Source organism: Pseudomonas sp. UV AK001 (assembly GCF_046097675.1).
In the GTDB taxonomy this organism is placed as follows: domain Bacteria; phylum Pseudomonadota; class Gammaproteobacteria; order Pseudomonadales; family Pseudomonadaceae; genus Aquipseudomonas; species Aquipseudomonas kribbensis.
In genome coordinates this window covers 41,722-55,461 of the sequence record NZ_JBJUVZ010000003.1, presented here as the reverse complement: position 1 = coordinate 55,461, position 13,740 = coordinate 41,722, and the positions used below count along the sequence as shown (strand labels likewise).

General features: G+C 62.1%; 12 protein-coding genes and 1 pseudogene. 10 read left to right on the top strand and 3 right to left on the bottom strand.

From position 1 onward, the window contains the following. The first annotated feature begins 54 nt into the window (after window positions 1-54). From norR to ACKLNA_RS11265, 5 genes are all read left to right on the top strand, one after another. The gene (norR, locus tag ACKLNA_RS11285) at window positions 55-1,611 is read left to right on the top strand and encodes a nitric oxide reductase transcriptional regulator NorR (RefSeq protein ID WP_408985894.1); all 1,557 of its coding nucleotides are present in this window, start codon (window positions 55-57) and stop codon (window positions 1,609-1,611) included. 128 nt (window positions 1,612-1,739) lie between these two features. After that, on the top strand, window positions 1,740-2,642 hold the full coding sequence (locus ACKLNA_RS11280; protein ID WP_085709366.1) for a chemotaxis protein CheV: 903 nt from the start codon (window positions 1,740-1,742) through the stop codon (window positions 2,640-2,642). 27 nt (window positions 2,643-2,669) lie between these two features. Continuing rightward, window positions 2,670-3,128 (top strand): GNAT family N-acetyltransferase, encoded by a 459-nt coding sequence (locus tag ACKLNA_RS11275; RefSeq protein WP_408986120.1) that lies wholly within the window; start codon window positions 2,670-2,672, stop codon window positions 3,126-3,128. A 61-nt stretch (window positions 3,129-3,189) separates the two neighbouring features. Beyond that, window positions 3,190-3,507: a hypothetical protein gene (locus tag ACKLNA_RS11270; protein ID WP_408985893.1), complete on the top strand. Its 318-nt coding sequence runs from the start codon at window positions 3,190-3,192 to the stop codon at window positions 3,505-3,507. 87 nt (window positions 3,508-3,594) lie between these two features. After that, the gene (locus ACKLNA_RS11265; protein WP_408985892.1) at window positions 3,595-4,344 is read left to right on the top strand and encodes a YkgJ family cysteine cluster protein; all 750 of its coding nucleotides are present in this window, start codon (window positions 3,595-3,597) and stop codon (window positions 4,342-4,344) included. Here the strand turns inward: ACKLNA_RS11265 and ACKLNA_RS11260 are convergent. From ACKLNA_RS11260 to ACKLNA_RS11250, 3 genes and pseudogenes are all read right to left on the bottom strand, one after another. Continuing rightward, window positions 4,341-5,405, bottom strand: coding sequence for a methyl-accepting chemotaxis protein (locus ACKLNA_RS11260; protein WP_408986119.1), 1,065 nt, complete (start codon window positions 5,403-5,405; stop codon window positions 4,341-4,343). The genes ACKLNA_RS11265 and ACKLNA_RS11260 overlap by 4 nt on opposite strands. 243 nt (window positions 5,406-5,648) lie before the next feature. Further along, window positions 5,649-5,930, bottom strand: a pseudogene (locus tag ACKLNA_RS11255) (PAS domain-containing protein); the annotation flags it as partial. A 150-nt stretch (window positions 5,931-6,080) separates the two neighbouring features. Beyond that, window positions 6,081-6,308: a hypothetical protein gene (locus ACKLNA_RS11250; RefSeq protein ID WP_114885412.1), complete on the bottom strand. Its 228-nt coding sequence runs from the start codon at window positions 6,306-6,308 to the stop codon at window positions 6,081-6,083. A gap of 784 nt (window positions 6,309-7,092) precedes the next feature. Between ACKLNA_RS11250 and ACKLNA_RS11245 the strand changes: the two genes are divergently transcribed. The 5 genes from ACKLNA_RS11245 (at window position 7,093) to ACKLNA_RS11225 (ending at window position 13,734) form a co-directional block, all read left to right on the top strand. Further along, a complete protein-coding gene (locus ACKLNA_RS11245) occupies window positions 7,093-8,253 on the top strand; it encodes an efflux RND transporter periplasmic adaptor subunit (RefSeq protein ID WP_114885414.1) in 1,161 nt (386 codons plus the stop codon). Further along, window positions 8,250-11,351: a multidrug efflux RND transporter permease subunit gene (locus ACKLNA_RS11240; RefSeq protein WP_408985891.1), complete on the top strand. Its 3,102-nt coding sequence runs from the start codon at window positions 8,250-8,252 to the stop codon at window positions 11,349-11,351. The genes ACKLNA_RS11245 and ACKLNA_RS11240 overlap by 4 nt, the downstream gene beginning before the upstream one ends. A gap of 8 nt (window positions 11,352-11,359) precedes the next feature. Beyond that, window positions 11,360-12,037: a heavy metal response regulator transcription factor gene (locus ACKLNA_RS11235; protein WP_003228008.1), complete on the top strand. Its 678-nt coding sequence runs from the start codon at window positions 11,360-11,362 to the stop codon at window positions 12,035-12,037. Then, complete coding sequence (locus ACKLNA_RS11230) at window positions 12,027-13,391, top strand: heavy metal sensor histidine kinase (protein ID WP_408985890.1); 1,365 nt, start codon at window positions 12,027-12,029, stop codon at window positions 13,389-13,391. The genes ACKLNA_RS11235 and ACKLNA_RS11230 overlap by 11 nt, the downstream gene beginning before the upstream one ends. 121 nt (window positions 13,392-13,512) lie before the next feature. Beyond that, window positions 13,513-13,734 carry a hypothetical protein gene (locus ACKLNA_RS11225; RefSeq protein ID WP_085709734.1) on the top strand — a complete coding sequence of 74 codons (222 nt, stop codon included), beginning with the start codon at window positions 13,513-13,515 and terminating at the stop codon, window positions 13,732-13,734. Window positions 13,735-13,740 lie beyond the last annotated feature (6 nt).

Here is a 13,740-nt window from a genome sequence, read left to right as displayed (position 1 = left end):
ACAAGCACCTCTATAGTCGCTTCGACTACAACGCGTCTCTTTGACTACAAGCCTATGTCCGCCAAATCATTGCTCACCGCCCTGCTCCCGCTGGTCTCCGACCTGTCCCGCGAATTGCCTGAAGGCGAACGCTACCGACGGCTGCTCGAAGCCATGCGCGCCCTGCTGCCGTGCGATGCCGCAGCCTTGTTGCGCCTCGATGGCGAGTGGCTGGTGCCATTGGCGGTGGATGGGCTGAGCACCGACACCCTCGGTCGGCGCTTCAAGGTCAGCGAGCACCCACGTTTCGAAGTGCTGCTGGCAGGCGACGGGCCGACCCGTTTCGCTGCCGACAGCGATTTGCCCGATCCTTATGACGGGCTGGTCGACGGCCTCGACGATCACCTCGAAGTTCACGACTGCCTCGGCTGTCCGTTGTTCGTCGATGAAAAGCTTTGGGGTCTGATTACTCTCGACGCCCTCGATCCGGAGCGTTTCGAGCCGATCGAACTCGACGCCTTGCAAGCCTTCGCCAGCCTTGCCTCGGCCACGGTCAACGCCGCCGAACGCATCGAACGTCTGGCGATTCGTGCCGAGGACGAACACCAGCGCGCCGAGGTCTATCGTCAGGCCAGCGGCCAGCAGAACCGCGAAATGATCGGCCAGAGCAAGGCTCATAAACGGCTGGTGGAAGAAATCAGTCTGGTGGGCGGCAGCGACCTGACCGTGCTGATCACCGGGGAAACCGGGGTCGGCAAGGAACTGGTGGCCCAGGCGATCCATGCCGCCTCCCAGCGCGCCGACAAACCGATCATCAGCCTCAACTGCGCGGCCCTGCCCGACACGCTGGTGGAAAGCGAACTGTTCGGCCACGTGCGCGGTGCTTTCACCGGCGCCACCAGCGACCGGCGCGGCAAGTTCGAACTGGCCAACGGCGGCACACTGTTTCTCGATGAGGTCGGCGAGTTGTCGCTCACCGTCCAGGCCAAGTTGTTGCGGGTTTTGCAGAGCGGCCAGTTACAACGTCTGGGTTCGGACAAGGAACATCAGGTCGACGTGCGCCTGATCGCCGCGACCAACCGCGACCTGGCCGAAGAAGTGCGCAGCGGCCGCTACCGCGCCGACTTCTACCATCGCCTCAGCGTCTACCCGTTGCGAGTACCGGCGCTGCGTGAACGAGGTCGCGATGTGTTGCTGCTCAGCGGTTTTTTCCTCGAACAGAACCGCTCGCGCATGGGCCTCAACAGCCTGCGTCTGAACAGCGATGCCCAGGAAGCGCTGCTGGCCTACACCTGGCCGGGCAACGTGCGGGAACTGGAACACCTGATCGGACGCAGCGCGCTGAAGGCGCTGGGCAACTGCAAGGTGCGGCCGAAGATTCTCAGCCTGAGCGCGATGGATCTCGACCTGCCGCGCGAGGTTGTGGATAACTCGCCGGTGCCGTCCGAAGCGACTGCCGCCGTGCCATTGATCAGCGGTGACCTGCGTGCAGCCACCGAGCAGTATCAGCGGCAGTTGATCAGTGCAGCGCTTGAGCGTAACCGGGACAATTGGGCCAGTGCGGCGCGCGAACTGGGGCTGGACCGGGCGAATCTGGGGCGGATGGCGAAGCGGTTGGGCCTGAAAAGTTGACTGGCCCGCCACTGGAACACCACCCGACAACTAACCTAAAGCCCAACCTTTTGACGCCGATAACCCGGCATCAATAGTTTCTGGCGATTTCCACCCTCGCCCACCACCTTTTTCCACAGAAGGTTTTTATGTCTTCCAACAAAGCCCGCGCAGATTCACTTTCGCTTCTGCTGTTTACCTTGCGCAGCGGCAAGCTGATGGCGATCAACCTGCTGAAAGTCAGTGAAATCATCCCCTGCCCGCCGCTGACCAAGCTGCCGGAGTCGCACCCGCACGTCAAAGGCATCGCCACCCTGCGCGGTGCTTCGCTGTCGGTGATCGACCTGAGCCGTGCCATCGGCGAGCGCCCGCTGGAAGACCCGAACGGCGGCTGCCTGATCGTCACCGACGTCAGCCGTTCGAAACAGGGTCTGCATGTGCAGGCGGTGAGCAAGATCGTGCATTGCCTGACCACCGACATCAAACCGCCGCCGTTCGGTTCCGGCGGCTCGCGCGCCTACATCACTGGCGTGACCTCGGTGGACGGCACGCTGGTGCAAGTGCTGGACATCGAAAAGGTCATCCACGGCATCGCCCCGGCGCAGATCGACATGGCCCCGACCGAGCTGAGCATGGAAGACGCCGAAGTGCTGGGCAACGCGCGGATCCTGGTGGTCGACGACAGCCAGGTGGCGTTGCAGCAATCGGTTCACACCCTGCGCAATCTCGGCCTGCAATGCCACACCGCCCGCAGTGCCAAGGAAGCCATCGACTGCCTGCTGGACCTGCAAGGCACCGCGCAGCAGATCAACCTGATCGTCTCCGACATCGAAATGTCCGAGATGGACGGCTACGCCTTCACCCGCACCCTGCGCGAGACCCCGGACTTCGCCCACCTTTACGTGCTGCTGCACACCTCGCTGGACAGCGCGATGAACAGCGAAAAGGCACGGCTCGCCGGCGCCAACGGCGTGCTGACCAAGTTCTCCTCGCCGGAGCTGACCCATTGCCTGATCGAAGCGGCCAAACACGTCGCCGCCCAGGGTTACTGAGCCTTGAACGAGACCTTCTGTTTTCTGATGCGGCGCGACCTGAGCCAGGGCGTGCCGGCCATCGAGTGGCCGAACGGCATCGAAATCACCACCTACAGCGTTGAACAAGCAGCCGCCGTGCATCAACTGATGCAGATCGGTTACCGCGAAGGCGGTGGTCGGGTGCCGGCGCTGGACGTCTGGCAGCAGCAGTATGAAACGGACGCCGAATACGATCCGGCGCTGTGCTTCATCGCCAGTGATGCCGACGGCGTCATCGGCGTGGCGCAATGCTGGACCAGTTCCTACATCAAAAATCTGGTGGTGCATCCCCGGGCGCAAGGTCGTGGATTGGGTCGGGCGTTACTGCTTCATGCGTTCAAGGCGTTTCAGGATCGGCGCGAGGGCTTTGTCGATCTGAAGGTGCTGGAAGAAAACCGGCGGGCGCGACAGCTGTACGAAAAGTCTGGAATGTATGTGGTCCGCCGGGAATTGGTGCCGGACTGACAAACTAAAATCCTGCGGCATACTCAAACCCTGGCGATCAACCTCCAAGGATGCCCGAACCATGAAACGCCTCGCCCTCTCCGTACTGTGTCTCATCGCCCCGTTTGCCCACGCCTCCAGCCCCGACGCCTGGGCGGCCTACGACAAAACCGTGCTCGCCAGCTGCACAAAGGCCAGCGGCCTGAAAAACGCCAAACCGGTCGGCAACGCCGCGCAATTCGATGACCGCGTCGGCTACACCGCGCTGTTGCTGCAAGGCCAATACCCGCAAAAACACATGAAGGGCCAGCAAGGCACCGAGCTGTGCCTGTACAACAAGAAGTCGAAAACCGCGTTCGTCACCGAATGGGACTCGATCCGCCCGACCGCCAAACCCTGAGAGAGTGGCGCACAACTTGCTTCACTCCGGGCCTGTACGGCGGCTTTATGTCGCCGTTTCGCACCCTGATTGAAGATTGCCCGCTCAATGAATACGACCTTTTCCTGCGTAGGCTGCGGCAAATGCTGCACCGATCACCACGTGCCCCTGACCCTGGCCGAAGCCCGCATGTGGGCGGCCGACGGCGGTCAGGTGATCGTGCTGGTGGAGGCGTTTCTCGCCAACGGCCTGGGTTTGCCGGCGGAACAGCGTGAGCACGCACAGCGGCGTTCGGCGGTAGTGCGCAGCGGCACGTCCGACGCCCATGTAGCGATCACCTTCGCCGCCTACAACGTCGGTCCCTGCCGGAATCTTGACGAAGACAAGCTGTGCCGCATCTACGACCGCCGGCCGCTGGTGTGTCGCATCTATCCTGCCGAAATCAATCCGCACATTGCGCTGAACCCTGCCGCCAAGGACTGCCCGCCGGAATCGTGGGAACAGGGACCGGAGCTGATCGTCGGTGGCGAACTGGTGGATCAGGAACTGGTGACATTGATCCAGCGCTCCCGTCAGGCCGATCGCAACGACATCCGGATCAAGGATGCGATCTGCGGACAACTGGGGATCCGCGCCACGGCACTCAAGGGCGACGGGTTTACCGCGTATCTGCCGGACATGGGCGTGTTTGCCTCGGTGATCGATCAGGTCACGGCGCAACCACTGGCTGCCGGAGACAGCCAATGGCTGTTCCATGTCTCCGGCGATGACATCGCCGGGCAAGTGCGGGCGGCCGGGGCACAAGTGGTGTCCGAACCGCCGCAGACCTACGCGTTCATTTCCCTGCGCGCGGCCTAGGATCCCTGCCGCCGCCCCCAGAACTCCCGCGCCAGCGAACGCAAATCCCCCGCCAGCCCCGCCACATCCTGTGAGTTGAGCTGGCTCTGGCGCCCTTCATCCACCGTCAGTTCACACGCCGTGCGAATACTGACGATGTTGCGGTTGATGTCCTCGCTCACCGCGCTTTGCTCCTCGACCGCTGCGGCAATCTGCAGGCTCATCTCGGTGATCTGCTCGACTCGCCCACTGATCCCGTCCAGCGCCCGGGCCGCACGCTGCGCCTGTTCGACGCTGTTATCCACATGCTCGCTGCTCTGCTGCATCACCAGCACCGCATCCCGCGCGCCATTTTGCAGGGTGCTGATCATCCGTTGAATCTCGTTGGTCGACTGTTGAGTGCGCTGGGCCAGGCCACGCACTTCATCGGCCACCACCGCAAACCCGCGTCCGGCATCCCCGGCCCGTGCCGCTTCGATCGCCGCGTTGAGCGCCAGCAGATTGGTCTGTTCGGCGATGCTGCGAATCACCTCCAGCACCCCGGATATCTCGCTGCTGTGACCTTCGAGCTGATGAATCACCTCGGTCGCCCGGCCCAATTCCTCAGCCAGCCGCAACACCGCGCTGCGACTTTCGCCAACCAGCAGATGACCTTCACGGGTTTCCGTACCCGCCATATCGGCCGCCACCGACGCCTGCTGCGCATGGCTGGCGACCTCGGCCACACTGGCCGCCATCTGATGAATCGCCGCCGCCACCTGATCAGTTTCCGCCTGCTGCGCCAAGGTGCTGGTATGGCTGCTGTGCAAATGGTCGACCAATTGTGCCGCATGCCCGGCCAGCCGCTGCGACGCATCACCGATCCGCCCGACCACCGCGCCGACCTGAGCCTCGAGCATCTGCAAGGCGAACTCGATCTGCCCGAACTGATCCCTCCGCCCGGTATAAATGCCCTGACTCAACGGGTTGTCGGCAATCTGTTTTGCACGTTCGGTCAGTCGCTCCAGCGGTCGCAACAACCAGCCCACGCCCAGAGCACACGCGCCACTGCCAGCCACCAGCGCAGCGGCCTCGATGCCCATGGACTCCGGCCGCAACCAGGCTTCAATCCCCAGCACCACCGCCAGCACCGAACTGGTCAACGCCACAATCCGCGCCCGCAAGCCCAACACCGGCAGCCGCTGCCAACGCGACACCCGCTCACCACGCAACTGCGCATAAGTCCGTTCCGCCGCAGCGATCTGCCGGGCATCCGGCCGCGTGCGTACCGACTGAAACTCCACCGCCGCACCGTTCTGCGTGACCGGCGTGACATAGGCACTGACCCAGTAGTGATCACCGTTCTTGCAACGATTCTTCACCAGCCCCATCCACGAGCGCCCGCGCTTGAGCGTCTGCCACATATGGGCAAACGCCTGCGCCGGCATGTCCGGATGACGCAACAGGTTATGCGGCGTGCCCAGCAGCTCGTCACGGCTGTAACCGCTGATCTTGATGAAGTCGTCGTTGGCGTAGGTGATCGCGCTGGTCAGATCGGTGGTCGAGAGAATGTTCGCATCCGGCGCAACATCGACATTGCGCCCGGTCACCGGGAGATTGATCTTCATGGAAAGCGCGCTCGTTTTATTGGAAAGAGTCGGCAGGGCTGCTGACTCTAAGCGCACTAATCGGTTAAACGTTGATCTGGCTCAGGAACTGAGCATTTAGCCATCACTGTGACCGAAAATCACAGACGATGGCTGCAGGAGGGAAGTGAATCAGCGCTTGCCCATCGAACGACGAGTGCCCGACGGCGCCACACCCGGGGTCCTGGCGTGACGATCACCGTCCTTGCCCTTGAACTGCGGCTGCTTGGCGGCTTTGGCGGCGGCCAGTTCACCTGGCTTGAACGGAAACTTGAATGCAGGAATGGTCGGCTTGGATTCGCCGGCCTCGGCCAGCTCTGCCGGGACATCGCTCACAGCGTTGTCGATTGGGGAAGTCATGAAAGCTCCGGAAAGCAAAAAGTCCGGCCCGGTGGATGAGCCGCGAAGGCGCGCAGTATACCTGCGCGCGCGGACTTTAAAGAGTCCCAAAAAGGGTTCGACCGGTCCCTTTTTGGGACTGCTCGACTAACGGATCACTTCTCCCGATCAACCCAAAAACACTGCAGAAACAAACGGTACACCCAACACATTTCCAAACATCCGAAAATGGAACGCGGAGCGTCCCGGCTGCATTCCCACGCGGAGCGTGGGAACGATCAAGCAGTAAGCAGCCGCTTTCCGCCTCTCGCCTCTCGCCTCTCGCCTCTCGCTTCCCACCACTCAACACGATGAGCGTTAGCTCGAGTAAAGCTTTTGATCTTGTGGCCCCTTCGGCAGGCTGAGCGGAGGGATTTATCCGGGGGTGGGCGCGTAGCGCCGTTCGACGCAGTCGAACACATCGAGAGGAGGTGCAGCGAAGCAAACCGGAGGCGATGCCCCCGGATGAATCCCGGAACGAAGGAACACCGAGCCACAGCGAGGTGCCGTACGCCGGGGCCTAGACCTTTTGGTTCCTTTTGGGGCGTTTGCCAAAAGGGACTCGCCGTAAGGGCGAAACCGCCAGCCGCAACACCCGAAGAAACGGATATTCACAAAAAACACCCAAAGCCTGGTCGGCCCAAAGGCCGCCAAGTCAAAAGCCGAAACTGACAGCGCCGTCAGCTAGCCGTCACCCTCCTGACCCCCAAACAAGTTTATAAAGAACCAACCTGCCCAAACCCCGTCCCCCTGGCGCCCCACAAGCATGCAAATCCAGAAGAAAAAGGCCCTGCTCGCCACCCTGCTGATCGCCCTCGCAGCCGCTGGCCTGTGGTACGCGATAAAACCCGCACCGGCCAAACTCGCCGCCCCGACCGCGATCCCGGTCAGGGTCGTCGCCGTCAGCGAAAAAGACGTCCCACGCTATACCAGCGGCATCGGCTCGGTGCTCTCGCTGCACAGCGTGGTGGTACGTCCACAGATCGACGGCATCCTCACCAAGCTGCTGGTCAAAGAAGGTCAATTGGTGAAACAGGGCGACCTGCTCGCCACCATCGACGACCGCTCGATCCGCGCCAGCCTCGACCAGGCCCGGGCACAACTGGGCGAAAGCCAGGCGCAACTGCAAGTGGCGCTGGTCAACCTCAAGCGCTACAAACTGCTCAGCGTCGACGACGGCGTCTCCAAGCAGACCTACGATCAGCAACAGGCACTGGTCAACCAGCTCAAGGCCACCGCCCAAGGTAATCAAGCCTCGATTGACGCGGCTCAGGTACAACTTTCCTACACCCAGATTCGCTCCCCGGTCACCGGTCGCGTCGGGATTCGTACGGTCGACGAAGGCAACTTCCTGCGCATGACCGACACCCAGGGTCTGTTCACCGTGACCCAGATCGACCCGATCGCCGTCGAGTTTTCCCTGCCCCAGCAAATGCTGCCGACCCTGCAAGGCCTGATCAGCGATCCGCAGCGCGCCCAGGTCAAGGCCTACATCGGCGCCGACACCGATGGCGAAACCGGCAACCTGCTCGGCGAAGGTCACCTGACCCTGATCGACAACCAGATCAACGCCAACACCGGCACCATCCGCGCCAAGGCCGAATTCGACAACCCCAATCAGAAACTCTGGCCCGGCCTGCTGGTGACGGTAAAGATTCAGACGGCACTGGATAAAGATGCGCTGGTGGTCCCGCCCACTGTCGTACAGCGTGGGCTGGATCAACACTTCGTGTACCGGGTCAACGGCGACAAGGTTGAAGCCGTGCAGGTGCAGATGGTCTATCAGGGCAGCGGTCAGGACATCATCAAGGGTGTGAACCCCGGCGACGTATTGGTCAGTGATGGCCAGTCACGGCTCAAGCCCGGCTCTACCGTGCAGGTCATGAGCGAACCGCCGCAGGTGGTGCAAGCGGAGCCCAAGCCATGAAGCAGCACAAAGGCGTTTCGACCTGGTGCATCGATCACCCGGTGGCAACGATTCTGCTGACCATCGCGCTGGTGCTGGTCGGGGTGATTGCCTTCCCGCGCCTGCCGATTGCGCCGTTGCCGGAAGCGGAATTTCCAACGATTCAGGTCTCCGCGCAGTTGCCCGGCGCCAGCCCGGACACCATGGCGTCGTCCGTGGCCACGCCGCTGGAGGTGCAATTCAGCGCCATCCCCGGCATGACCCAGATGACCTCCAGCAGTGCGCTGGGCTCCAGCCTGCTGACCCTGCAATTCACCCTCGACAAGAGCATCGACACCGCCGCCCAGGAAGTGCAGGCCGCGATCAACACCGCCGCCGGCAAACTGCCGAAAGACATGCCGACCCTGCCGACCTGGAAGAAGGTCAACCCGGCCGACAGCCCGGTGCTGATCCTCAGCGTCAGTTCCACGCAGATGCCCGGCACCGAACTCAGTGACCTGGTGGAAACCCTGCTGGCCCGTCAGATCAGTCAGATCGACGGCGTAGGCCAGATCAACATCACCGGTCAGCAACGTCCGGCGATTCGCGTCCAGGCTTCGGCGGACAAACTGGCGGCCATCGGCCTGACGCTTGCGGACATTCGTCTGGCGATCCAGCAGACCAGCCTCAACCTCGCCAAAGGTGCGTTGTACGGCGAGTCGAGCATTTCCACGCTGTCGACCAACGACCAGCTGTTCCACCCCGAGGAATACAGCCAGCTCATCGTTTCCTACAAGGATGGCGCCCCGGTTCACCTGAAAGATGTCGCCAAAGTCGTCAACGGTTCGGAAGATGCCTACGTGCAAGCGTGGGCCGGCGATCAACCGGGGGTGAACCTGGTGATCTCCCGCCAGCCGGGGGCCAATATCGTCGAGACCGTGGACCGCATCCAGGCCGCCCTGCCCGGCCTCGAAGCCATGTTGCCGGCCTCGGTGCAGGTCAAGGTGCTGATCGACCGTACCCAGACCATTCGCGCCTCGCTGCATGAAGTGGAAATCACCCTGCTGATCGCGATCCTGCTGGTGGTGGCGGTGATGGCGCTGTTCTTGCGCCAGTTGTCGGCGACGATGATTGTGTCGGCGGTGCTCGGCGTATCGCTGACCGCCAGTTTCGCCTTGATGTATTTACTCGGTTTCAGCCTGAACAACCTGACGCTGGTGGCCATCGTCGTGGCCGTAGGTTTCGTGGTCGACGACGCGATCGTGGTGGTGGAAAACATCCACCGTCATCTGGAAGCCGGCGACAGCATGCGCGAAGCGGCGGTCAAGGGCGCCGGCGAGATCGGTTTCACCGTGGTCTCGATCAGTTTCTCGCTGGTGGCAGCGTTCATTCCGTTGCTGTTTATGGGCGGTGTGGTCGGGCGTTTGTTCAAGGAATTCGCACTGACGGCGACCTCGACCATCATGATTTCCGTGGTGGTATCGCTGACCCTCGCGCCGACGCTGGCCGCGCTGTTCATGCGCAAACCGGTGCATCACGCCCATGACAAACCGGGCTTCAGCGAACGCCTGCTCGGCTGGTACGAAAAAGGCCTGCGCCGCGCCCTCGCCCATCAGAAACTGATGATCGGCGTGTTCGGGATCTCGGTCGCGCTGGCCATCGGCGGCTACATCTTTATCCCCAAAGGGTTCTTCCCGGTGCAGGACACCGGCTTCGTCCTCGGTACGACGGAGGCCGCTGCGGATATCTCCTACAGCGACATGGTGAAAAAGCACCTGGCGATGGCGGAAATCGTCGCCGCCGACCCGGCCGTGCAGGCGTTTTCCCATTCGGTGGGCGTGTCCGGCAGTAACCAGACCATCGCCAACGGCCGTTTCTGGATCGCCCTGAAAAAACGCGGTGATCGCGATGTTTCGGCCAGCCAGTTCATCGACCGCATTCGTCCGCAGCTGATGAAAGTCCCCGGCATCGTGCTTTACCTGCGCGCCGGCCAGGACATCAACCTCAGCTCCGGCCCGAGCCGCGCACAGTATCAATACGTGCTCAAGAGCAACGACGGGCCGACGCTCGCTACCTGGACCCAGAAACTCACCGAGAAACTGCGCAGCATTCCGGCGTTCCGTGACATCTCCAACGACCTGCAACTGGGCGGCAGCATCACGCACATCAGCATCGACCGTAGCGCCGCCGCGCGTTTCGGCCTGACGGCGAGTGATGTCGACGAAGCGCTGTACGACGCCTTTGGGCAGCGGCAGATCAACGAGTTCCAGACCCAGGTCAACCAATACAACGTGATTCTGGAGCTGGACACCGCACAGCGTGGCAAGGCCGAAAGCCTCAACTATTTCTACCTGCGCTCACCGCTGAGTGGGGAAATGGTGCCGCTGTCGGCGCTGGCCCGATTCGACGCACCAACCATCGGCCCGCTGTCGATTGCCCACGACGGCATGTTCCCGGCCGCCAACCTGTCGTTCAATCTGGCGCCCGGCGTGGCATTGGGCGACGCGGTGATCCTGCTCAACCAGGCCAAGGCCGAGATCGGCATGCCGACCGCGATCAGCGGCAACTTCCAGGGTGCGGCCCAGGCGTTCCAGAGTTCGCTGGCCAGCCAGCCGTGGCTGATTCTCGCGGCGCTGGTGGCGGTGTACATCATTCTGGGTGTGCTCTACGAGAGCTTTGTCCATCCGCTGACGATCATCTCGACCTTGCCGGCGGCGGGTCTCGGTGCGGTGATCATGCTGTGGATCTGCGGCCAGGACTTTTCGATCATGGCGCTGATCGGGCTGGTGTTGTTGATCGGTATCGTCAAGAAGAACGGCATCCTGATGATCGACTTCGCTCTCGAAGCCCAGCGTCATCGTGGGCTGGCACCTCAAGATGCGATTTTCGAAGCATGCCTGACGCGGTTCCGGCCGATCATCATGACCACCCTCGCCGCCCTGCTCGGCGCCCTGCCGCTGATGCTCGGCTACGGCACCGGCGCCGAACTGCGTCAGCCGCTGGGGATCGCGGTCGTGGGCGGCTTGCTAGTGAGCCAGATGCTGACGCTGTTCACCACGCCGGTCATATACTTGTGGCTTGAGCGGCTGTTCCACAAGCCCAAACCGGCGCCCGTCACGGCGCTGGCAACGACAGACTGAGGCGGGTCATGCGCGTCCTGATTATCGAAGACGAAGAGAAAACCGCGGACTATCTGCACCGCGGCCTGACGGAACAGGGTTACACCGTGGATCTGGCCCGCGACGGCGTCGAGGGCCTGCACCTGGCGCTGGAAAGCGACTACGCGGTGATCGTCCTCGACGTCATGCTGCCGGGCCTCGATGGCTTTGGCGTACTGCGCGCCTTGCGTGCGCGCAAACAGACGCCGGTGATCATGCTCACCGCCCGCGAACGGGTCGAAGACCGGATCCGGGGCCTGCGCGACGGCGCCGACGATTACCTCGGCAAACCGTTTTCCTTCCTCGAACTGGTGGCGCGCCTGCAGGCGCTGACCCGCCGCAGCGGTGGCCATGAACCAGTGCAAGTGAGCATCGCCGACCTGTGGATCGATCTGATCAGCCGCAAGGCGACCCGCGCCGGTACCCGGCTGGACCTGACCGCCAAGGAGTTTTCGCTGCTCAGCGTGCTGGCCCGGCGTCAGGGCGAAATCCTCTCGAAAACCGCGATTGCGGAGATGGTCTGGGACATCAATTTCGACAGCGACGCCAACGTCGTCGAAGTCGCGATCAAGCGTCTGCGAGCCAAGCTCGACGGACCGTTCGACGAGAAGCTGCTGCACACCATCCGTGGCATGGGTTATGTGCTGGAGAGCCGTGGTGTCCAGTAACTCCATCGCCCTGCGCCTGAGCGGCATGTTCACGCTGGTAGCGCTGCTGGTGTTTTTGTTGATCGGCGGCGCGCTCTATCAGCAAGTGGACAAGGGTTTGGGTCTGTTGCCGGAAGCAGAACTCGACGCTCGCTACAGCGTGCTCGAATCCACCGTCGGCCGTTATGGCACGCCCGAGCATTGGGTCAAGATCAACAGCAAACTCAAGCTGCTCGGCGAAGAAGACAAGCGCATCAGTTTCTGGATCAGCAGCGGCGATCCGCAGTACGAGTACGGCGATTTCACCCCGCAGATTCGCGAATTCGCCAATGGTCCGCTGGGCATGCGCGACCTGCAATTGCCCGGTCAGCCCTACCCGTTGAAAGTGCTGGTCAGCCAGTTCCCGGCCAAGGATCAACGCCCGCCCCTGCGTTTCATGATCGGCATCGACACCGAGACCTTTCACCAGACCCAGCACAACCTGCTGATCGCCTTGATCGGCCTGGCGATTGTCGGCGTGTTGATGGCTTCTGCATTGGGTTACTGGGTGGCGCGAATCGGCCTCAAGCCGCTGATCAAACTGTCCCACGAGGCCCAACGCCTGGCGCCACCTCTGCGGGCCGGGCGCTTGCGTCTGTCGCCGCTGCCGCCGGAGCTGGAACAGTTTGTCGACTCGTTCAACTCGACGCTGGAGCGGGTCGAACAGGCGTATTCACGGCTGGAATCGTTCAACGCCGACGTGGCCCATGAGCTGCGCTCGCCGCTGACCAACCTGATCGGCCAGACCCAGGTCGCCCTGACCCGTGGGCGCTCCGCCGAGCATTATTTCGAAGTGCTGCAATCCAACCTCGAAGAGCTGGAACGCCTGCGCTCGATCATCAATGACATGCTGTTTCTGGCCAGCGCTGATCAGGGCAGCAAAGCCACCAAACTGACCTCGACCTCGCTGGCCGACGAAGTAGCGACCACCCTCGAATACCTCGATTTCATCCTCGAAGATGCACAGGTTGAGGTCCATGTGAGTGGCGACGCACAGGTGCAGATCGAGATCGCCCATCTGCGCCGGGCGTTGATCAATCTGCTGAGCAATGCGGTGCAGCACACCGCGCCGGGACAGGTGATCGAAGTGCAGATCACGGTCGAGGAACATCAGGTCAGCATCGGCGTGGCCAACCCCGGTGCGCCGATTGCCAGCGAGCATTTGCCACGGCTGTTCGAGCGCTTCTACCGGGTCGATGCATCGCGCAGCAACAGTGGCAACAACCACGGCCTGGGGCTGGCGATCGTCAAGGCGATTGCGCTGATGCATGGGGGGGATGTGTTTGTACGTAGTGATCGCGGCATGAACACTTTTGGCATTCATCTTCCGGTCTGAAGACTGGGATCGTTGCCATTCCCGCAACAGTCATTTATGAAAATCACGCTGTTTCCCGGTGCCCGGCGACCTTATCTTTGCCCGCACCAAACAGCACTTGCCAAGCAAGAAGGTTTTCAAGATGTCCAACAGTATGGGTATTGCCAGCGCTTTCGTTTTGTCCTCATTGATCCTGTCGCCGATGGCGATGGCTGAAGAATCGCAGTCGTTCGTAGCGCAGAATGCCGCTCGCGCTCACGCATTCGAACAGCATCAGGCAGAAGTGATGGCCAAGGCTCAAGACGCCACGCAAGCCCCTCAGGCCGCAACTTCCCAGGCTCAGGCAGCCGAGAAAGACAGCTGAGTCACG

Coding starts and splice junctions, on each gene's coding strand:
- norR (WP_408985894.1), top strand. CDS start 55: ATGTCCGCCAAATCATTGCTCACCGCCCTGCTCCCGCTGGTCTCCGAC.
- ACKLNA_RS11280 (WP_085709366.1), top strand. CDS start 1,740: ATGTCTTCCAACAAAGCCCGCGCAGATTCACTTTCGCTTCTGCTGTTT.
- ACKLNA_RS11275 (WP_408986120.1), top strand. CDS start 2,670: ATGCGGCGCGACCTGAGCCAGGGCGTGCCGGCCATCGAGTGGCCGAAC.
- ACKLNA_RS11270 (WP_408985893.1), top strand. CDS start 3,190: ATGAAACGCCTCGCCCTCTCCGTACTGTGTCTCATCGCCCCGTTTGCC.
- ACKLNA_RS11265 (WP_408985892.1), top strand. CDS start 3,595: ATGAATACGACCTTTTCCTGCGTAGGCTGCGGCAAATGCTGCACCGAT.
- ACKLNA_RS11260 (WP_408986119.1), bottom strand. CDS start 5,405: ATGGGCATCGAGGCCGCTGCGCTGGTGGCTGGCAGTGGCGCGTGTGCT.
- ACKLNA_RS11250 (WP_114885412.1), bottom strand. CDS start 6,308: ATGACTTCCCCAATCGACAACGCTGTGAGCGATGTCCCGGCAGAGCTG.
- ACKLNA_RS11245 (WP_114885414.1), top strand. CDS start 7,093: ATGCAAATCCAGAAGAAAAAGGCCCTGCTCGCCACCCTGCTGATCGCC.
- ACKLNA_RS11240 (WP_408985891.1), top strand. CDS start 8,250: ATGAAGCAGCACAAAGGCGTTTCGACCTGGTGCATCGATCACCCGGTG.
- ACKLNA_RS11235 (WP_003228008.1), top strand. CDS start 11,360: ATGCGCGTCCTGATTATCGAAGACGAAGAGAAAACCGCGGACTATCTG.
- ACKLNA_RS11225 (WP_085709734.1), top strand. CDS start 13,513: ATGTCCAACAGTATGGGTATTGCCAGCGCTTTCGTTTTGTCCTCATTG.